Raw genomic sequence first — 18855 nt, 5'->3', positions numbered from 1 at the left:
CATGAAACTAAAACAGACGCTAATGACGTTTCTGCGGTCCCGAAGCTTCCTCTACATGTTAGGCTTTTTCGCAGTGCTTGTTCTGCTGCCCCTCTTTATCCAAGACAACTTCTTCTTAACCGTCCTTACCCTAATAACCATCTTTGCAATTTACGCATCAAGCTGGAACTTCCTAGCCAGTTCAGGGCAGGGCTCTCTTGGGCATGCCCTCTTTTTAGGCATCGGCGGCTTCGCAGCAGCCATCATCGGCAGCGCTGTCTCAACCGCATCTCTTTCCATGCTCGGCACAACACAGATGCCAGTAGGAGCCTTGTCAGTGACAATCCTGATTTTGTCGTTGGTGCTTGGCGGGTTTCTTTCTGCAGGAGTAGGCTTGTTGATTGGGTTAGCTTGTGTGCGCTTGAAGGCGTGGTATTTGGCTATGGTGACGTTTGGTTTCTCCGTGATAGCGGCAACATTATCCAGCCAGTTCGACGCAGTCACACGGGGTATAAACGGTTTTAGCACCGTCACCTTGGTTCCTAAAGGCTTTCCCTTCTACGTGTTAGTCGTCGCCTTCGCATTAACCTCCGTCTCAGTTATGTTTCTAATAACCCAATCACGCGTGGGATTAGCATTCAAAGCCATCCACGGAAACGAAGCCGAAGCAAAAATGATTGGCATAAACACCGCCAAATACAAACTCATAGCCTTTGTCATCAGCACATTTTTTGCGGGAATCGCAGGCGGATTATACGCCTACTTCATACGCCTCATCGACAACTCTGTATTTTCGCCCGCCAACTCGTTTTTGCCACTAATCATGAGTGTCATCGGCGGGTTAGGAACCGTCGCTGGACCCATCCTTGGCTCAATATTTCTGGTTTCCATCCAGCAGACCTTGGCGTTACCCGGCGTAGTCAATAACGTTAACGGCGCCTTAGGTCCATTCTTCCCAGACGTCAGCAACGTGGGTCCACCCCTAAGCTGGATAGTCATCGGCGTCATCTTACTGCTCATCGTGATTTTTGCGCCTAAAGGCTTAATTTCGCTGCTCCGAAAACTCTACAACCAACTTGAATCCAAACCTCAACCCAAAGAGGCAAAAACCCAATGAAAAACGTGGACCACTTCGCCGAGGCATTAGGCATAAAACTCCTTGACGCCCAAGACGGCTACGCTAAAGTCTCGATGAAAGTAGAAAAAAACCATACCAACTCATTGGGGTTCACACATGGCGGCGTAGTGTTTTCGTTGGCGGATTACGCGTTTGCTCAGGCATGCAACTTTGGCGAAAACGTGGCGGTGGCAGTGCAGGTGAGTATAAACTACCTAAAACCCTCCGCTGAAGGCGACACCTTAACGGCTGAGGCAAACCGAGTAAGTGACGGCAAAACCACAGGGCTCTACCAAGTCATCGTTAAAAAAGACGACAAAACAATCGCGTTATTCACGGGTTTAGCGTTCAAAAAGTAGGCAGAGCCAACCGCTATATAGACTTGGGAGATTCTTTTGGGATGCCAATAATACTTTTATGTTAGACTTCATCCTAGTTCCACAATGCTGGGGTGGCCGAATGGCTCAGGCGGTAGCCTGCAGAGCTGCTATATATGGGTTCAATTCCCATCCCCAGCTCCAACGTTACACAGCCCCAGTCTCAAGTGCTAAACTTTTTCTGCTTTTTTAAGAGTGCTAATCAGCCTCATTACAGCAAAAAATAAAACTTGCCTCGTGTGTTCCCATTTTAAAGGTAGTTTTACCGCGCTTGAACAAATAGCAATACTTACTACAGCCAATATTTTGCGGAGCTAACTATTAATACTCTAATTTCGAATTAATTGCCTCACACCTTGAGTTTATCGCATATGCCTGCAAACAAAGCGCTAATAGAAGAGATTGAATCATCAATTGTACGGGACTTCACTTTATCCTACGCTGAATTAAAAAAGCTCCACTCACAGATGCTAGACCAGATCACGTCTACAGCAAGCCGCTCACCCGCATACTCCAAGATAGAGCATATCACCGACCTCTCACAGCTAAGCAAGCTTCCAATGACGTCTTTTGACCAGATTCAGGTACTCTTCGATAAGCTTGGAACCGAGAAGGTGCTGCTCAAAAAACCCGCAATATTCTGGTACACCTCAGGCTCCACCGGCAAACAAAAAAAAGTCTACTATGGCGAAGCAGACGAAGACATCATCGCACAGGGGTTCATGCAACTCCTATACCTAAGCGGCGTACGAGTCACAGACAGCGCCTTTGTTTTCACCTCAACCGGCGGTGACACTCTCTTTGGACTTGTCCTCAAAAAATATGATTTACCCGGCTTAATTTCAACTCTTGCCAACGAAATCGACGTCATCAAAGCGTTACGGAACGCATCAAAGTTGGAACGGATCGACGTCACGGTAGGCGTCACCTGGCTTTACCTCGTCATTAACAAGATAGCACACCACCCCGAAGAGTTCGAGAAGATAGTGCAAAAGATGGTGAAGGACAAAGTCAAGATACCAGGTTTGCCATGGCTTATCCGCAAGTATCTGATGCGGGGCATCGACTACCAGAACCTCGCAAAAACCCTCTCAGAGACCAGATTGGGCTTCTCACACGCTGAAGCACTCGCACCCTACATCCCCAAGATACATGAGGTTTATCCGAAGATGGAGATGCATGACGTGTTCGGCGCTACCGAGCAGTGGGTGCAGGCAATACAGGTTTCAACCGAGCATAACTGGCTCAGCTTCTTCCTACGCTACTCCATCCCCGAACTGGCAAATCCAGAAGAAGTCCTTAAAGCTAAACAGGATCCAACCTACATACCCAAAACCACTCCATGGTACGAATGGAAAAAGGGCATGCGCGGCGAACTCATCTTAACCCGCCCCGGTGAATGCTTGCCCTTGATAAGGTACCCGACTGGCGACATGATTGAAATCATGGACCCCGCCTTCAAGTTTACAGTCAAACTCGAAACCACCACACTTGACATAACACTGCCCGCGATTATGTCCCTTGGAAGATCAACAGACTCTGTGGATTACGATTCAGGAGACCAAAACGGCAACTTTTTTGGCTTCAAAGTCTACTCACGGCAAATAAACGACGCACTCTTCAAAATCCAGAACATACGCTGGTGGGAACTCTACCACATCCGCGGCAGCCCCGGCAGATTCATCTTCTTAGTAATCCCAGAAGCCCCAGTGCAGGATATGCTAGCCTTTAAAGCAGAAATACACACATCGCTTACCAAAACCTTTGTGGAATATTACGCAGTAGATACCGGAAGGCAATTTATACTCGACGACCCAGCGACCGCCAAAAACGGCGTAATTCACAAAGAACTCATTGAGGTCATAGTCACGCACCCCGAGGCTTACAACATCGTAGACCGCGAAGTAAAGCGCCGCCTAAAGGAGGGTCGAGCGATGGGGCGCCAAAAGCCCAAACGGATCTTCAAGGTTGATAACGAAGCCGAATTCAAGAGGCTTGTTGATGAGAAACTGAAGGCATAGAACCTACCTACCTCAGCGCGCGCTAAACACTTAACTTAAAAAAAGAGAAGTAGCTGCGTAGAATAAGCAGAATTGGCGATGTCGACAACTTGGTTGGGATTCAATTCCAAACCCCCGCTCCACGGATAAACCCATATACTTTTGGCGATTTTACTTGCGTATTCTAAAGAGTGTTTAATTTAGAATTTGAACATGCGAGCGTGGCTGTGTTTCTCATGTGTGATGCTGATGGGTGAGTTGACGAACAAGAAAAAACCTGCTAAACGCAACCAAAAACTTGCTCATAATAATTACCAAATATATTAGCACATAAAAAACACCCCAAAAAGATTTACGCTATTTGGCATGATCCCAATCGAAGGACGCTTTAAAGTGAAAAGGTCCACTAATTCAACAAAAATAAAAAAAGAAGAGATTGCTTAGTTATGCTTGTGCTTTGCTATTTTCATCATTGTTAATGCTGCAAACGCTGACAGCATCACCATTAACGATCCCACGATACTTTCCGGTACAACAAAGAATTCGCCAGTTATTATTGTAGCCGCGGCCTCTCCATTTACTAGTATAGTATAAGCTCCGGGTGCTGCAGGTTTAAAACTAAGGGGGGAATTTTCTGTAGGTTGATTTAGAACTGGACCGAATACTACATTACCTGTAGATTCTTCTACAACTTTGAGGTCAATATGAGCCTCTGCAGGCGTAGATGTCCAGTAAATATAGACGTCTTCACCAAGATTAAACGTGCTTTTTGGATTCTCCATTGCGTCTGTGGTCCATACGGTTGCACCTGTTGCCATCTGAGGCGCTAAGTCAAAAGTAAAAGTCACATCACTTGTCAATGAAAGCGTCTGAGGTTCCGGCGATATATACCCTGGTGCAGTGACAGTAACTTGATAGGTTCCAGCTTGGACATTGTAAAATGTTATTTTCCCATTGCTATCTGTATAACCTGATCGCGTTTCTGGTCCTTCGATTGTTACTAATGCCCCTGCAACTGGAACTGGTGGTGGAGGATCAGTTATCGTTATTGTTAAATCATAGGTTACCACTACGGGTACGAACTGCAGTATAAGTGTGGCAAAAGAAGTGCTTAATTCTCGGGGTAAAGTTTCAGGATTGCTACCCCATTGATCCCAGTATCCCGCTGTGTTCTGGTGTGAAATAAGCTGGTCGGCGTATTGTCCTGTGCCATTGTACCATTCGACTCCGAGTGTGTTATCATATTGTGTCAGAAAGGTAATTGGTGTTGGTATTGATAGTCGAGCGGCCTTCATTACTGCATACATAGCATATAGGTTTCCAATGTTTACTCTCCAACTGCTGCTTGTTGCCCAATCACGGTTTATGTATCCTTGAGCTGCAACCATTCGGGGGTCTGTCTTTGATGCACCAATATATGTCAATTCGAGCATGCCTGTGGCTGTCTCGGCTATTGAATGGAAATTTGCACCTTGGTAATAGTCAAAAGCGCCGTAGAAGAAGTTGCTAACACTTGTACCAGTCATGCTTTGTGTCGCGGTAATCCAGTAAGCAAGTTCTGTTTTTACAAATTCGGGTGCCTGTATTCCCCATAGTTCGGCAGTCATAAGTCCAAGCATAGACCATTGGGTATTTGAGTTATCAGAAGAACCATAATTAGCGGTATATCTCCAGCCACCCCTGTAGTTGCCTGCGCTTGCATCTGTTTGACCCCAAGCTAACCAATCAACTATGTCTTGCACGATGTCATGATACGTTCGTCCTAGTACATTAGCTGGCCCAGTTGTAGCCACGGCATCTGGTGTTTGAGAACCCACTATTGCCATTAACACCATTGGGGTCTGATAGATTGTGTTGGATGTTTCAAAATATATTCCAATTCCATTACCATTTGTATCTGGATTCCCTGCAGTTTGAAGACCTATCGCTACCGTGTGCGCTTTCGTAAAAATGTATTCAAACCCTTTTTTTACGTTGTTTGCATAAGTGGATCCGTCGCCTGCATAATATCCCGCGTTTTCAAATGCGAGAACGGCCATGGCTGTGCAAACTGTTGGGTAGGAACTTCCAATTTGACCTGTTGCTGATTGCCTAGTTGCTAGGTACGCTAGCCCTTTAGATATTGAATTATTGATGTCAGTTTGGGAGGCAGCAGTTGCAGTGGGTGTAATTGTCGATGAGAAAAGCCATAGTATAAACAGCAAAGCTATTACTGAAATTACTTTTGTCCGTTTCATAAATCTCGCTCATTACACTTATTTTTAATTTCAAGTGGAGCATTTGTTGTTATATGCTGATTTGCTTTTAAATTTAATTGTTTGCAACTATTTGTGGCAATATTATTTCTTTTTTTATATGTGAAAAGTATGCGAAAAAAAGAAGGTATAGCTGCGTAGAAGAAAGCAGAATTGACGATGCCAACAACTGGTTGGGATTCTATTCCCATCCCCAACTCCACAACTGCGCATATAGATTATGGCAGTTGAAAGAAGCTAAAATCAAGGCTAAAAAGGAAAATTGTAGTTAGACCTTTTACCAAGCAAGTATATACTGTACATCTGTTTGTTAGGTCAAGAAAAGTTGACTAATCGCAGTCAAGAAATCTGTACGAATATCCTTTTAACGTTAATATCTCGTAACAATCAGATATGAGCAACAAAGCGAAGACTCTTCTATCGCTTGGTGGAATACTACTCTGCTTAACAAGCCTATTTCTGCCTTGGTGGACTATGAGTGCTTCTCTAATTGCTAGTCGTTCTGGATATAATTATGTTGGGTATACGGTGGGTGTAACAGCTAATTTATTGTGGGTAGAAGGTGGCTCTCGCTGTATTCCAGCCCTAAACGAATCGGATATCAAAAGTTCCTACCTTGTTTATGGGGAACAGTACTGGTTTGGGTGGAGCGCGTTTTCACTAATAGCAATAGGCGTTTTACTGTCAACATTTAGCCTATTGGTTACAAAGGTACAACATGGGTTAAAAAAGCGGTTTTTTAACATAGGTTTTGTATTCGCAGTAATTGGAATTTCTGTTTTCTTGCTTGGGCTTGAATTCAGTCTTAATTCTGCTCGGTCCATAGGCAAACAAGATAACTTGTTTCAAGACTTAAACGTACTTTCGGGCAATTTCGGGAACACCTACTTTGGTTTATTTGGTTCTGGTTCAGGCTTTCAACAGGAACCTTATGTTATAACCTATGAGCTACATCATATGTTGATACAATCTTTTTTCCCAACACACAGCTTCAATACATGAGCAATCTTTCCTATGGCTTCTTTTTTGCTCTAATCGGCATAATCTTAATGGCGCTAAACGTAAGAGAAAAAATGAATAGCTTTGAATCAATGACTTTTTCCCGAGATAGAGTTCTCCCTGCCCCTCTAAGAATTCAGCAATTAATGAGCCGCTAAAAATAGAATGCCTCGGCTAACCGGATAAGTAATGACCAACAAAGCATTCTAAACATCATCGACTACTCAAGCCCTATGTAGAAACCAGTTCCAAAAAGTCCTATAACTTTATCGTAAGGCTCCAAAGATAAACTTAAAAACGAATCACAACGACTCATCCGTGGGATGTACAATGAGTGTACGAAGCTTCTTTGATATGCCTTTGGCGGTAAATAAGCAGAGTCTAACGTTTATCTTGGAAAGGTTAGATAATGAGCGATTCGAGTTTGTGGGCTGTTTAACGCCTAAATGCAAAGAGAATTTCAGAGGGATCTTGAGGGATTTCTTTTCAAAGAGAATAGACTTAGACTTTGCTACTCGTCGTTGTTGCTCTGAAATTAACCCACCCGTATCCTATAGACAAACTAAGGGTTGGCAACTAAGGGCATTAAAAGCTGAAAGCAGCAAAATTTTCACGTTAGGATATGGTGACTATTTGCTTTCTATCGGCGAAACATACTGTTATGTACCACACAATAACTTTGAACAAAGTGAAGATTGCTTAAGGCTAATCGCTGGAAAGAAACACAAGATAAAGGATATCCAAGACAACATTTACAAGAATTATAACCTGAGAACTGCTATGTACCCAACAGTTCCGTTGCATGTTGATTGTCAACATATAATTACTAAAGTTCCTGATAGGCGATAGAAAAGAAGCTGGCAAAAAATAATTAGCCAAGCTCTTCCTCTTAGCAGAGGTTCTCTTTCAGGAAAGACTGTGAGTTCAATCCCCATCCCAGCTCCATAACCGAACCCAACAGTTTTTCGATTGATTATTTGGCGTTTTTTGAATATGTTTGCGTCGTCCATTCGCAAACATATTCAAGCTGAAAAAAGGAAACCTGCCCAAAAGGGTGGCGCAGGAATTTCATATTATACTTGACTGCCTGACAGATGAGATTTCAAAGGGGCGAGGCAGTACATAGCCCAACCCATATATTGACTTTGGAACTGCAAATAATCATCCTGATCAGTACGGAAGAATTTGAATACCTGCTCATAATCAGGGTGGTTGGGATTTTCTTCAAGCCAACGTATCAGTCCATACCAACCATCCGAAACGTATCTGTCCCAGTCATCGCGGCTGGAACGGATGATGTATTCGAGTTCAAAGCCTTCGTTTCGGGTAAATTGCGCCAGTTCTGGTTCTGTGTGGGTAGTTGTCTGTTTTTGGGCATATTCCGGATGCACCTGATTGCTAAGCCAATGAGTTTCACCGATGCCGAGGCGTCCATTCTTATGTACGGAACGTTTCATCGCTCGGATTGTCTGCTGGAAGTCGCCAAAAGCAAAAGTTGACCCAATACATGTTGCGGCATCGAAAGTCCCCTCTTTGAACACGTAGTCAGCCGCGGGGGAGCATACGATTTCGATTTGGCCAGACAGCCCTCTTTTGGCCAGCTTTTCTTTGGCCCGTTCGCAGAAATCTCCGGATATATCTATGCCAATACCGGTGATACCGAATTTCTCAGCCCAGAGAGTGAGAGCTTCAGCACAACCACAACCGAAGTCGATAACTCGACTGCCTTTTTTCAACTTGAGCAGTTTGCCGAGTTGGATGATTTTATCTGATGTAGAAGGGTTGAGGATTTCCATATAGCGGTGTGAGATAGCCATAAGGTCAAAAAATTCCATGATTCAGTCTCCGTCAGTAAATGGTTATTTCATTATAATACCCGCCATTAATAACATTTAATGCGTCCACTATCTTATGAACTACCATACGGGCAATTTTTTAACCTATGTGAAACTCACCAGCCTTCTGCAACATTGCAGGTATTGAGAACTATAAAGTCTTAAGCAAGCGCTTAATTCTATAGATAAAGAGAAGTGTTTCGTATGCAATTAACTGTAGGAACCTTCAACTTAAGAAACCTGTTTTCTCAATACAATTTCAAAGCAAGCATTAATGAAATTCTCAACTTAGACGGCGGCACCCTAAACGGTCAACTAAAATACGAATTTGGTTTAGCCGATACCTTCCGACTAAGAACCTACATGGGTAGTTTAGTTAAACAAAAAAACCAAGCAGACACCGAAAAGGTTGCTCAACGAATAAAAGACATGAACATAGACGTACTGGCACTCCAAGAAGTCGAGGACCTTGACACACTCTACGAGTTTAATCGGCAATACCTTAATGAAAACAAATATCCCTACTGCATACTCGTTGAAGGCAACGACCCCCGCCTAATTGACATTGCTGTCCTCTCAAAGCTCCCCATCGGAGGAATAACCTCATGGAAACACGCCGTCCACCCGAGCGACCCCGAAGGCGCAGTTTTTAGCCGAGACATGTTAGAAGTAGACATCCTTTCACCTTCACGCTCAAAAGTGCTATTCAAACTGTTCAATAATCATCTAAAAAGCCACTACGCAGGCGATAGCTTAGAGAGCGATGTCGAGAAGCAGAAAAACGATCTGCGGCGCACACAACAAGCTGAAACAGTCAGAGAAATCGTTAAAGCAAGAACCCGTCCCAACAGCGCATTTATCATACTGGGGGATATGAATGATCCAGCAGACTCAGCCTGCCTTAAACCCTTCACAGGCGACACAGAATTAAACCTCACCAATGCTTTGACAAACCCCACTGAAACACGTCCAGCAAAAGCAGACACGCCACCTCCAGCAACCACCGCGTGGAGCCACCGCTATAAAGCAACAGGCAAACCCGCACAGTATGAACTGTACGACCAGATTTGGCTAAGCCCCGCCTTAGCAACCAAACAGACTGAAGCGTGGGTTAATAGACGAAAAAATCATAGCGGCGATGGAAGCGACCATGACCCTGTTTGGGTTAAACTCACAATTTAATCAGGATAAACAAAAAATATCTAATGATTGTCAAAAAAAATGGCACTAAAAAACCTCAGAGAAAAAATACTTCTGGTTAGGTCGACACTCAAAGGATACAAACTCGACCAACAAGGAAAAACCTGTTGAACGTAAAGAAAACTTTGACTGTTGGAAAACGTTTTTTTTAAAAAAAAAGAAAAAGGGTAATTTGAGTTCTTTCATCAAGTGCTATCTAAAGATTTTCCAATGGTTAATTTTTGGGTACGTTGGGTTGCAGATTGGTGTTGCGCCGGTAACCTGATAGGGGCGCATCATTTCGTTGTCTTCGTGATCTAGAATGTGGCAGTGCCAAACATATCCAGGTCCATAGGTCGGGTCAAAACAGTATAAGTTTACGCCTGGTTTAGGTGCGCAGGGTCCAGTTACGAGAGCATCTTGCGGCGCCCATCGGATGCGTATAACAGTAACATAGCCAGGGGGTGTCTGTATGGTGTCTTTCCAGCCTTGTTCATTTGCAGAAGGATATTCAGGTGGACCCGTAAGGTACGAGTCAACAGGCAACGTCTGCGGTACGACATTCTCGGGCACTGGAGGTTGACCATTGAGGTTTATCCAATCTGTTTCATATTGTATTGCATTAAAGGGTATGCGGTAGACTAGTTGGAACTGTACCAGATGAACATGAATGGGGTGGGTATCCATTGTTGGGTTAACGAGCCACCAGTCCTCAGTAGAACCTACAACTGGAGTCTCAGTTAAGACACCGGAGTATTTTTGACCATTTAAAAATAAGCCTAATGGCCCATCAGTTGCACTTACTTGTTCAAAGAATGGTAAAGTTCTGCTGGGGCTATCTGCTATTAGAGTTGGATATGCTCCTTTTAGAGTCGGGTCAAGGGTTTGGGGAAGCGCTTTAGCTTTAAAGCCACAATGGCTGCCTACGGTGAACTGCATTATTTGTCCAGTGTTTTCATCCACAGGGTCTCCACTTGGGTAAGGCGCAACAGCGGTGTTGTTCATTATAATTTTGGTTCCTGCTTTCATCTTTGAGAAGTCAATGAGAATGTCAGCTCTTTCGCCGGGAGCAATTAACAGAGAAGTTAGGGGTGCTGCTGATTTGAGGTAGCCTCCGTCAGTGCCAATTTGAGTGAAGGGTATTGTTTGCCCAGTTCCTATATCGGTTAAGCTTATGTTGTAGAATCGAGCGTTTGAACCGTCAAGAATTCTAAAGCGATATTGGCCGCGGTCAACATCAAGGTTTGGCCACACTTTTCCATTCACCATTATGGTATTGCCGAAGAATTCAGGCACCCAATAAGGATGCACATTTGGGTTGTTACCGTCGCTTGGGAACCACATTGAACCGTCTGTGTTAAATGAGCGGTCTTGGATTGCTAAGGGAATTTCATATTTGCCGGTGGGTAATTTGTTGGCTACTGGGTCACAGGGGTCGCGGATTAAGTAGAAGCCGGCTAAACCTGACATTACGTTTAGACGGGTTACGCCTAATGCATGGTCATGATACCATATGGTTGCGGGTTGTTGCTCGTTGGGGTAGTAGTAAACGGCTGCGTTAGGTAGAGTAGGTTTGGTGGTGCTGTAGTCAACTCCGTGGATGCCGTTTGCAGTGAACCATTCTTCGGGTCCGCCATCAGAATCTGACCTCACAGCTGCGCCATGAACATGTGTTACCAAGGGAACGGGTGACTGTGCGTTCCAACCGTCAGGATTTGTTATGACGCTGTCTACGGGGATGGGGTAGCCGTTATATCCAGGGGGATAAGGCGGTGCCAGACCCATCCCTGCCTGCGTAATTGCTTCCATCATTGGAATGTTGTTAGGATTTGCCCAGTGTAATGTAGGGTCTACAGGAAACATTGCTGGCGTTGTAATCTTATTAATCCAGGTTACCTGTGCGGGTACACCACGTGTAGCCTCAAAGGTCGGTCCAGGAGAATAGCGGAAGTAACCCAAGTATTTGCCGGTAACTGCATCTTTTGCTATGCCACCATAACCCCAAACGGTGGTTTGAGCAAAACCCGTTGGGTTTCCAGAAGCATCAGTTGTGGGAAGTATCTGCTCTTGAAACTGCGTCATGTCAACGAAGTATTGTTGAGTCAACTTATGCGTCTTACAGTCGTAGAAATATGTTGGTACATATACGGGTGGACTGACAAGTTGGTTGACGTATTTAGGGATTGAAGAAGGATCAAGTGTAGGTTGGTCTACGGGTTGTGCATTGACAGGATTTACATCAAGGATAGCGAATATTGATAGCAACATAGAAACTACTAAAACAATCGATAATTTGTTTTTTAAGCCCATTTTTCTGCCCTCATTTGAACAGATTTCAAAAAAAAGTTTGCCAACAGATTTTATAAATCCGTTCACTGGTAACTTGGGGCTCAGGACTATTAATCAGTTTGTTGTCGCTCGCATGCAACTACTACGCTCAAAAGCGAGAGAAACAATCAATCCGTTGAAAACAACAAAAAAACAATAAATCAGCATAATACAAAATCAACCAATAAAAAGAATTTTCTGAAAAGTCGTCAATACGCGTCATCTACTGAAGCAGTCGCTTGTCTCCTGCAACTATTTTTTTAAAAACCTCTGCGCTTTTTCTGCTTGTCCGAAGTTTAGTTTCACTGTCAACCGAATATAACCCGAACTTCTGACCAAACCCCTTTGCCCACTCGTAATTGTCAGTTAAAGCCCAGTGAAAGTAACCGCGAACATCAATTTTCTCCTCATTAATGGCTTTATCTAAAACTTTTAAGTGCTCAACCAAAAAACTGGGTCTTAGCACATCATTGGCATCTGAGATTCCATTTTCAGTTACATAAAGGGGTTTTCCAAATTCTTTCATTGCTCTTAGAGCATTAAGCAAACCTTCGGGGTACAATTCCCAGCCAGCAGCAGAGGTCAATAACCCGTCAGTCGACTTGGAATAGGGTTGAGAAGCAAAACCGAACCCCTGAACAACTGAGGGAATTACAGTTGTTCCAGCAACATATTTTGCCAGCATAAACTCTCTGCCTTTTACGACAAGTCTGCTGTAATAATTTATGCCTAACCAATCAAGCCTATTCCCCAGATATGCTTCGATTTCGCCTTTCTCTTTTACTTCATTGAGGTTTTCATCTAGCCAACCCTTGGAAATTGCTTGGATAAATAATCGGTTATGAACCATGTTCAAATACTCAGCCGCTTTTAGGTCAGATTTTTTTTGGGGGGACAAAGGCATAACTGGAATAACATTATTTATCAAACCAACATTCGCGTTATTGCAGAATTTCTTAATAACATCGTATGCGCGGGCGTGAGCAACCACAAGGTGCATAGCGACCTTTCTATAAGCCCTAAAAGCAGTACGTAGCCCAGGGGGGAATCCAGATTCAGATATCATGTAACCCCCTTCAGCCGCCACCATAGGCTCATTAAAAGTAGCCCAATGCTTGACTAAACCACCCAGCTTCCAAGCCATGTAAGCCGCATATTTTGTGAACTCAACTACCGTATTCTCGTCCACCCAGCCCTTAGCGCCAACACGCAGTCGAGTCCTGCGAACGGTAATAGGGTCATGAATCCACAGAGGCAAAGTAAAGTGGTTCAAGCACAAAAAAACCTCGAAGCCCTTGGCATGTAAATCTTCAATTACAGCGCGATAATGACTTAGAGCAGATTGGTCGGCGAGTTTTTCAAGTTTTTCTAAAGCAGAGTCGTCAACCTCTATCTGGGCAATGTTTCCATCTGATGCTCGCTCTACCTCAACTTTTACGGCTGAGGTGCTTTTGGGAAATATTCTACTCCATTCAACACCTATTCGGTAAGCGTTTAAACCAAGTTGTTTGGCGATAGCGTGGTCTTGCTTATATAGACTCCAATAGTCCCCGCCCTTCTCAGGCAAATCGCCACTAACAATGCCCTTTCGAATGTTCGAGGGGTCATGAACCCAAACATACCAGTCCGTGTTTGGATCAATATTTTTTCCAGATAAATCGCCCATTTCAAATTGGAAGCCGCTGTTAGAAACCCCCCAGAGGAACTTTTTTGGAAAGGCCATAATTTATCATGTCGATAGTTAGCGCATGTTACATTTAAGGCTAATTAGCGCTTTGTCCAAGTAAGAAAGCAGAATCGGCATACCGACCATTTTAGCAGGGCTTGCAGACTGCTTTTCTATCTACCAGCTTTATCAATTCCACAAGCTTTTTCTCATCTATGCTCTCGATAGTGGGAATTTTTATGTGCCTCATTGTCTGGCCGCTGCCTTCAAACAAATGCAGTTCATCAGCACTCAACCCAGTGATAGCAAAACCGACGTGAACGCGACTCTTCATCGCTGCAATATAGAATTTTTTAGCCCCAAACGTAACGACGCCCCAATTCATTTTTTCTTCAGGGTTCGGGAGGGTTTCTAGAAAAATTTGTCTGACTCTTTGCAGGATTTCTTTTTGCGGCGAGGTTTGTTTTTCAATGTATTCGTTCACGTTTTGATTCATACCAGTCCATCCCTGCAAGTAATATGGCAAATCAAGCATTTAACGGTGAAGCCACTACGAATGCCTCACAATAGCGAGTTTAGATTCCAACGGATGTTATGCTTGCTCTAAAAGCTAATTAGCAGCAAACCCTAACCTATTTCGGCAGAGTGGACACATGAACGCTGACGGCCACAAATTCCGCGACGCAATAATCGAGTTTTTACCCGACGCCACCTTCGTCATCGACTTAAACGGCAAAGTAATCATGTGGAACAGCGCAATGGAGATGCTAACCAGCGTTCCCCGAACCGAAATGCTCGGCAAAACAGATTACGAATATGCCCTTCCCTTCTACAAAGAACGCCGACCCATGCTGGCAAATCTAATTTTCATGCCAGAAGCAGAGATAGAAAAAAAATATGACACAGTACAGCGGCTTGGCGACGCTCTTGTGGTCGAGATTTATATCCCTGACTTTCGAGTCGGCGGCGCGTATCTCTGGGCTAAGGCAAGCCCACTCTATGATTCACAGGGAGAAATCGTCGGTGCCATCGAAACCATACGAGACATCACCGACCGAAAACGAGCTGAAGAGGAAATTATTCGGTCACGCCGCAACCTTGCAGACATCCTTAGTTTCCTTCCCGACGCCACGTTTGTTATAGATTTGGAGGGCAAAGTCATTGCGTGGAACAGCGCGATGGAAATTCTCACAAGCATTCCCGCTGATGCCATGCTGGGGAAGGGAAATTACGAATATGCCATACCATTCTACAAGATGCGCAGACCCATGCTTGCTGATTTGGTTTTCATGCCTGAAGAGGAAATAAAAAAGAAGTATAACCTCGTTGAGCGCAATGTAGACACGCTGGTTGTCGATGTCTTCATTCCCGATTTTCGGATGGGCGGAGCCTACTTCTGGGCAAAAGCCAGCCCACTCTATGACCCAACCACTGGCAACGTCATCGGCGCTATCGAGACAATCCGCGACATAACCGAACGCCGCGAAATGGAAGGGCGACTTGCCCGCTCAAGTGCCGAGCTCCAGATTGCTGCAGAAATACAGAAAAGCTTTCTCCCCGAAGCAATCCCCCAAATAAGAGGCATCGATATTGCGGCCCGCACAGTTATGGCCAAGGAGGTAGGAGGCGACTTCTTTGACGTAATCCCCTACGAAGTCATGACGCTCAAGGAGGGCATGCATGGGCTGCTTGTTGCCGATGTTTCTGGAAAAGGCGTTCCTGCGGCGCTGTTTATGGCGCTGTCAAGAATCGCGGTCCGAGTGAACGCGCTTTGGCATCATGACCCTGCAAAGGTAATTTACCATTCCAACAACATCATCGCCCAAGATTCAAAATCAGGCATGTTTGTAACCCTCTTTTTTGGGTTGCTAAACGAGAAAGACCGCTCCCTCACATACGTTAACGCTGGCCACAATCCCCCACTAGTACATCGAAGTCTCAACGGAGAAATCGAGAAACTCATGCCAACCGGAATTGTACTTGGAGCCATCGAAAACATGGAGTACAAATCTCGAAGCGTAAAAATCGGGGAAGGTGACGTTGTTGTCATGTTCACTGATGGCGTGACAGAATCAATTAATTCAAAACAGGAACTGTTTGGGGAAAAACGGCTAATCGAAGTTATAAAGAAAAATGCATACCAATCGGCTAAGGGGATTCTTGAGCAGATCTTGTCGGAGGTAAGAGCATTCGCGGGGGATACGCCGCAAGCCGATGACATTACATTGCTTATTATTAAGGGGACCTGACGCTGCTATGCCGAAAGAAAAACCAAAAACTGAAAACGGTAACGCCACGGAAGGCTTTGAGCTTACTGTGGAGAGTAAACTTGAGAATCTTCCAAAAATTGGCGCTTTCATAGATGAAACGATGCGACACTTCAATATCCAAAGCCCCAAAGTTGTATATGCGGTTCAATTGTCGGTTGATGAGGCTTGTACAAACATCATTGAACATGCATACCCCAACAAAGACGAGGGCATCATCGTAATCCGATGCATGCTATCAAAAACTGAGGGAAAACTTGTGCTGAACATTACTGATTGGGGGGCACCTTTTGATCCAACGACCCTGCCCAAGCCTGACATCCAAAGTAGTTTAGATGAGCGCAAAGAAGGCGGGTTAGGAATATTTTTTATGAGGAAATTTATGGATGAAATCAGCTACATTCGACGCGATGATATGAATTTATTAACATTAGCCAAGTATATAGAAAAATAATCTTATGGAGAGAGAGCGGTGGAAACTAGGACAGAGGGAGACATAACCATAGCAGTAATGGTGCCCAGATTCGACGCCTACACTGCTAACGATGTTGAGACAGAACTAAAAGAGTTGATTGCTAAGGGAGCAAAAAAAATAATCTGCGATTTCTCCCAAACCGAGTATGTAGCCAGCGCGGGTTTGAGAGTTCTTCTCTCTTCAGCTAAAAGCCTGCAAAGGTCAGGCGGACAGATTTTACTCGTATCAATGAAGCCTTATGTTTTTGAGGTTTTTGAGATATCGGGGTTCACGCAAATCTTTAAGATTTTTGGTTCTGAAAAGGAAGCCTTGCAAAGCCTCAAGCAACCGTGACAATATAGAGGAGAACCAAGAGATTGTCAACCATAAAATCCGAAGCTCAACGGTGCCTAAAATGCAAAGTGCCCGGATGCGCCAAGGGCTGCCCCGTCGCGACACCTATCCCACAGGTAATGACTATGTTTCTGGAGGGCAAATTGGAAGAAGCAGGAGAACTGCTTTTCAACAACAACCCCCTATCCGCCATAACCTCCATCGTTTGTCCCCACGACAGAAACTGTAAAGGACACTGCATATTGAGCAAAAAAGGTCAGCCTATTGAATTCTACAAAGTAGAGCAATATGTCTCTCGTTTTTACTTAGAAACCTTCCAACCGCCACAAGTCAAGAAAAACGGCAAAAAAATCGCTGTTGTAGGCGCAGGCCCCGCTGGAATGACAATGAGCATCATTTTGGCAATCAAGGGCTATTCTATAACCTTGTTTGAAGCGATGGACAGTATAGGCGGCGCAATGCGTTATGGCATTCCAGAGTTTAGGCTGCCCAGAAGCATCTTTGAGTATTATCGAAAAATCCTTGATTCTTTAGATGTTAAATTCCGCCCCAACACCCGAATAGGCACAAACTTCTCCACTGAAGACATGTTTCTGGACGGCTATGATGCAATATTTATTTGCACGGGCACAACCCGTCCTAACCGTTTTGGGCTTTTAGGTGAAACCTTGGGGCATGTGCATTTTGCAATTGATTATTTGAGGTCTCCTGACGCCTACAAATTAGGTAAGAACGTTGTTATTCTTGGTGCAGGAAACGTCGCCATGGATGCGGCAAGAACCGCCATCAGAAAACAGCATGCTGATGTTACCATCCTCAACTATAGAGGACCTGAAGAGGTCAGAGCAGACAAAGCAGAAGTTGAAATGGCACAAATTGATGGCGTAAAAATGCTGCATAACTGCCAAGTTATTCGTATTATGGACAACGCTGTCAAGTGCGTAAAAGTCGACAAAATCGTTGCTGAAGACGGTTCTGAAACGTTAAAGGAGGACTTTCAAGCAGCGTTTGAATTACCGGCAGATTCAGTTATCATCGCAATCGGTCAGGGTCCCGGTGCAGACGTGGTTAGTGTTGGCAGTGCAAAAGTCACCCAGAGAGGACTGCTACAGGTCGATGAGTTTGGCAGGACATCAGAAGATGGAGTATTTGCGGCAGGCGATATTGTGACTGGCCCCAAAACAGTCATTGAAGCGGTAGCGTTCGCCAAAAAAGCCGCGGAAAAAATTGAAGAGTACTGCAACAACAAATAAACACCGTTTTCATCTGCTTAATGGTCCGCGCCCACCCCGTTGCAGCCATAATTTTTCCTTGACACGCCAATTTTGTGTATTTATGTTGTACAGTTTTGTTTTTGGCTTATTTTGTTTGGCACAGTATTCGTTTTTGTGTAGTATTCCATGTTGTAAGGTGTATTTGTGTTGTACAAATCCGTTTTTAATATGCTTAGGGTATGTAAAACCCTTTATTTACTAATTTAGCGAGAATTAAGATACACAACAAACGGTGACGATCAAAAATGAACCCAAAAAACGTAAATAAAGCTCAATCAAAACTTGCAAAAGGCCTCCTAGACATGATTATCCTCCAATACTTAGAGAAGAACGCTATGCACGGCTACCAGCTAATCACAACTATCCGCAAAAACTTCGGCATCTACTTCGGCCCCAGCACCATATATCCACTTCTTGGGCAACTAGAAAAGAGCGGCTACATCGAAAGTGCCTGGAACATGAACTCCGAAAGACCACGAAAAGAATACAAACTAACCGAACAAGGAAGAAACCTGCTGAACGTAACTCAAAACTCGCTGCTCATGATTTGCCAAAAAATAAGCCCAGTTATCACCGAAAAAACTCCGGGCCCAAGACTTATAGTCGCATAACTCAGCTGCCATCAACACGCCTCTATGAGCGAGCAACATTTAGGACGCTATTGAAGAGTTGTTTCCCATTCTTCAACAGTTCTGATTGAGAGTCAAGTCCCATAACAAGCCTTACGGCTATAGTGATTAGCAAAAGAGTTATTGCTCTCAACACGCTAAC

The 18855-nt window shown here is 44.3% G+C and carries 17 protein-coding genes and 1 tRNA gene; 12 read left to right on the top strand and 6 right to left on the bottom strand.

Going from position 1 to position 18855, the window contains the following annotated elements:
* Window position 1 precedes the first annotated feature (1 nt).
* From NWE92_05185 to NWE92_05170, 4 genes are all read left to right on the top strand, one after another.
* Window positions 2-1096: a branched-chain amino acid ABC transporter permease gene (locus tag NWE92_05185; protein MCW4029024.1), complete on the top strand. Its 1095-nt coding sequence runs from the start codon at window positions 2-4 to the stop codon at window positions 1094-1096.
* A complete protein-coding gene (gene paaI, locus NWE92_05180; GenBank protein ID MCW4029023.1) occupies window positions 1093-1455 on the top strand; it encodes a hydroxyphenylacetyl-CoA thioesterase PaaI in 363 nt (120 codons plus the stop codon). Before NWE92_05185 ends, paaI begins: the two co-directional genes overlap by 4 nt.
* Window positions 1456-1541: 86 nt before the next feature.
* Window positions 1542-1617: transfer RNA gene (locus NWE92_05175), tRNA-Cys, on the top strand.
* 212 nt (window positions 1618-1829) lie between these two features.
* On the top strand, window positions 1830-3494 hold the full coding sequence (locus tag NWE92_05170; protein ID MCW4029022.1) for a hypothetical protein: 1665 nt from the start codon (window positions 1830-1832) through the stop codon (window positions 3492-3494).
* A gap of 419 nt (window positions 3495-3913) precedes the next feature.
* Here the strand turns inward: NWE92_05170 and NWE92_05165 are convergent, their stop codons facing one another.
* Window positions 3914-5710 carry a carboxypeptidase regulatory-like domain-containing protein gene (locus NWE92_05165; protein ID MCW4029021.1) on the bottom strand — a complete coding sequence of 599 codons (1797 nt, stop codon included), beginning with the start codon at window positions 5708-5710 and terminating at the stop codon, window positions 3914-3916.
* Complete coding sequence (locus NWE92_05160) at window positions 5707-5919, bottom strand: hypothetical protein (protein ID MCW4029020.1); 213 nt, start codon at window positions 5917-5919, stop codon at window positions 5707-5709. Before NWE92_05160 ends, NWE92_05165 begins: the two co-directional genes overlap by 4 nt.
* Before the next feature lie 202 nt (window positions 5920-6121).
* Here NWE92_05160 and NWE92_05155 point away from each other — a divergent pair, with 202 nt between their 5' ends.
* Both NWE92_05155 and NWE92_05150 read left to right on the top strand, forming a co-directional pair.
* A complete protein-coding gene (locus NWE92_05155; GenBank protein ID MCW4029019.1) occupies window positions 6122-6730 on the top strand; it encodes a hypothetical protein in 609 nt (202 codons plus the stop codon).
* Window positions 6731-7057: 327 nt separating this feature from the next.
* Window positions 7058-7576 carry a hypothetical protein gene (locus NWE92_05150; GenBank protein MCW4029018.1) on the top strand — a complete coding sequence of 173 codons (519 nt, stop codon included), beginning with the start codon at window positions 7058-7060 and terminating at the stop codon, window positions 7574-7576.
* Between the two features lie 224 nt (window positions 7577-7800).
* Here the strand turns inward: NWE92_05150 and NWE92_05145 are convergent, their stop codons facing one another.
* Window positions 7801-8562 carry a class I SAM-dependent methyltransferase gene (locus NWE92_05145; protein MCW4029017.1) on the bottom strand — a complete coding sequence of 254 codons (762 nt, stop codon included), beginning with the start codon at window positions 8560-8562 and terminating at the stop codon, window positions 7801-7803.
* Between the two features lie 204 nt (window positions 8563-8766).
* On the opposite strand from NWE92_05145, the gene NWE92_05140 reads away from it, so the two are divergent.
* Entirely contained in the window at window positions 8767-9744 is a 978-nt protein-coding gene (locus NWE92_05140) for an endonuclease/exonuclease/phosphatase family protein (protein MCW4029016.1), read from the top strand.
* 210 nt (window positions 9745-9954) lie between these two features.
* Here the strand turns inward: NWE92_05140 and NWE92_05135 are convergent, their stop codons facing one another.
* The 3 genes from NWE92_05135 to NWE92_05125 form a co-directional block, all read right to left on the bottom strand.
* Window positions 9955-12009 (bottom strand): multicopper oxidase, encoded by a 2055-nt coding sequence (locus NWE92_05135; GenBank protein ID MCW4029015.1) that lies wholly within the window; start codon window positions 12007-12009, stop codon window positions 9955-9957.
* Window positions 12010-12292: 283 nt separating this feature from the next.
* Window positions 12293-13792: a beta-galactosidase BgaS gene (gene bgaS, locus NWE92_05130; protein MCW4029014.1), complete on the bottom strand. Its 1500-nt coding sequence runs from the start codon at window positions 13790-13792 to the stop codon at window positions 12293-12295.
* 91 nt (window positions 13793-13883) lie between these two features.
* A complete protein-coding gene (locus NWE92_05125; protein MCW4029013.1) occupies window positions 13884-14231 on the bottom strand; it encodes a DUF1801 domain-containing protein in 348 nt (115 codons plus the stop codon).
* A 157-nt stretch (window positions 14232-14388) separates the two neighbouring features.
* Here NWE92_05125 and NWE92_05120 point away from each other — a divergent pair, with 157 nt between their 5' ends.
* From NWE92_05120 to NWE92_05100, 5 genes are all read left to right on the top strand, one after another.
* Complete coding sequence (locus NWE92_05120; protein MCW4029012.1) at window positions 14389-15984, top strand: SpoIIE family protein phosphatase; 1596 nt, start codon at window positions 14389-14391, stop codon at window positions 15982-15984.
* 7 nt (window positions 15985-15991) lie between these two features.
* Window positions 15992-16456 (top strand): ATP-binding protein, encoded by a 465-nt coding sequence (locus tag NWE92_05115; GenBank protein MCW4029011.1) that lies wholly within the window; start codon window positions 15992-15994, stop codon window positions 16454-16456.
* A gap of 18 nt (window positions 16457-16474) precedes the next feature.
* Window positions 16475-16810 carry an STAS domain-containing protein gene (locus tag NWE92_05110; protein ID MCW4029010.1) on the top strand — a complete coding sequence of 112 codons (336 nt, stop codon included), beginning with the start codon at window positions 16475-16477 and terminating at the stop codon, window positions 16808-16810.
* A gap of 23 nt (window positions 16811-16833) precedes the next feature.
* Complete coding sequence (locus NWE92_05105; protein ID MCW4029009.1) at window positions 16834-18063, top strand: FAD-dependent oxidoreductase; 1230 nt, start codon at window positions 16834-16836, stop codon at window positions 18061-18063.
* 266 nt (window positions 18064-18329) lie between these two features.
* Complete coding sequence (locus NWE92_05100) at window positions 18330-18695, top strand: PadR family transcriptional regulator (GenBank protein MCW4029008.1); 366 nt, start codon at window positions 18330-18332, stop codon at window positions 18693-18695.
* The last annotated feature ends 160 nt before the right edge of the window (window positions 18696-18855 follow it).

This window comes from Candidatus Bathyarchaeota archaeon, from assembly GCA_026014745.1.
In the GTDB taxonomy this organism is placed as follows: Archaea; Thermoproteota; Bathyarchaeia; order Bathyarchaeales; family Bathycorpusculaceae; genus Bathycorpusculum.
Note: the sequence above shows the minus strand (reverse complement) of the source record. Positions and strands in the feature narration are given on the sequence as shown.

What these genes read in the sequence shown, in the direction of transcription:
- NWE92_05145 (MCW4029017.1), bottom strand. Translation starts at nt 8,562, where the DNA reads ATGGAATTTTTTGACCTTATGGCTATCTCACACCGCTATATGGAAATC.
- NWE92_05150 (MCW4029018.1), top strand. Translation starts at nt 7,058, where the DNA reads ATGAGTGTACGAAGCTTCTTTGATATGCCTTTGGCGGTAAATAAGCAG.
- NWE92_05165 (MCW4029021.1), bottom strand. Translation starts at nt 5,710, where the DNA reads ATGAAACGGACAAAAGTAATTTCAGTAATAGCTTTGCTGTTTATACTA.
- NWE92_05100 (MCW4029008.1), top strand. Translation starts at nt 18,330, where the DNA reads ATGAACCCAAAAAACGTAAATAAAGCTCAATCAAAACTTGCAAAAGGC.
- NWE92_05185 (MCW4029024.1), top strand. Translation starts at nt 2, where the DNA reads ATGAAACTAAAACAGACGCTAATGACGTTTCTGCGGTCCCGAAGCTTC.
- NWE92_05155 (MCW4029019.1), top strand. Translation starts at nt 6,122, where the DNA reads ATGAGCAACAAAGCGAAGACTCTTCTATCGCTTGGTGGAATACTACTC.
- NWE92_05120 (MCW4029012.1), top strand. Translation starts at nt 14,389, where the DNA reads ATGAACGCTGACGGCCACAAATTCCGCGACGCAATAATCGAGTTTTTA.
- NWE92_05160 (MCW4029020.1), bottom strand. Translation starts at nt 5,919, where the DNA reads ATGGGAATAGAATCCCAACCAGTTGTTGGCATCGTCAATTCTGCTTTC.
- NWE92_05135 (MCW4029015.1), bottom strand. Translation starts at nt 12,009, where the DNA reads ATGTTGCTATCAATATTCGCTATCCTTGATGTAAATCCTGTCAATGCA.
- NWE92_05115 (MCW4029011.1), top strand. Translation starts at nt 15,992, where the DNA reads ATGCCGAAAGAAAAACCAAAAACTGAAAACGGTAACGCCACGGAAGGC.
- paaI (MCW4029023.1), top strand. Translation starts at nt 1,093, where the DNA reads ATGAAAAACGTGGACCACTTCGCCGAGGCATTAGGCATAAAACTCCTT.
- bgaS (MCW4029014.1), bottom strand. Translation starts at nt 13,792, where the DNA reads ATGGCCTTTCCAAAAAAGTTCCTCTGGGGGGTTTCTAACAGCGGCTTC.
- NWE92_05125 (MCW4029013.1), bottom strand. Translation starts at nt 14,231, where the DNA reads ATGAATCAAAACGTGAACGAATACATTGAAAAACAAACCTCGCCGCAA.
- NWE92_05140 (MCW4029016.1), top strand. Translation starts at nt 8,767, where the DNA reads ATGCAATTAACTGTAGGAACCTTCAACTTAAGAAACCTGTTTTCTCAA.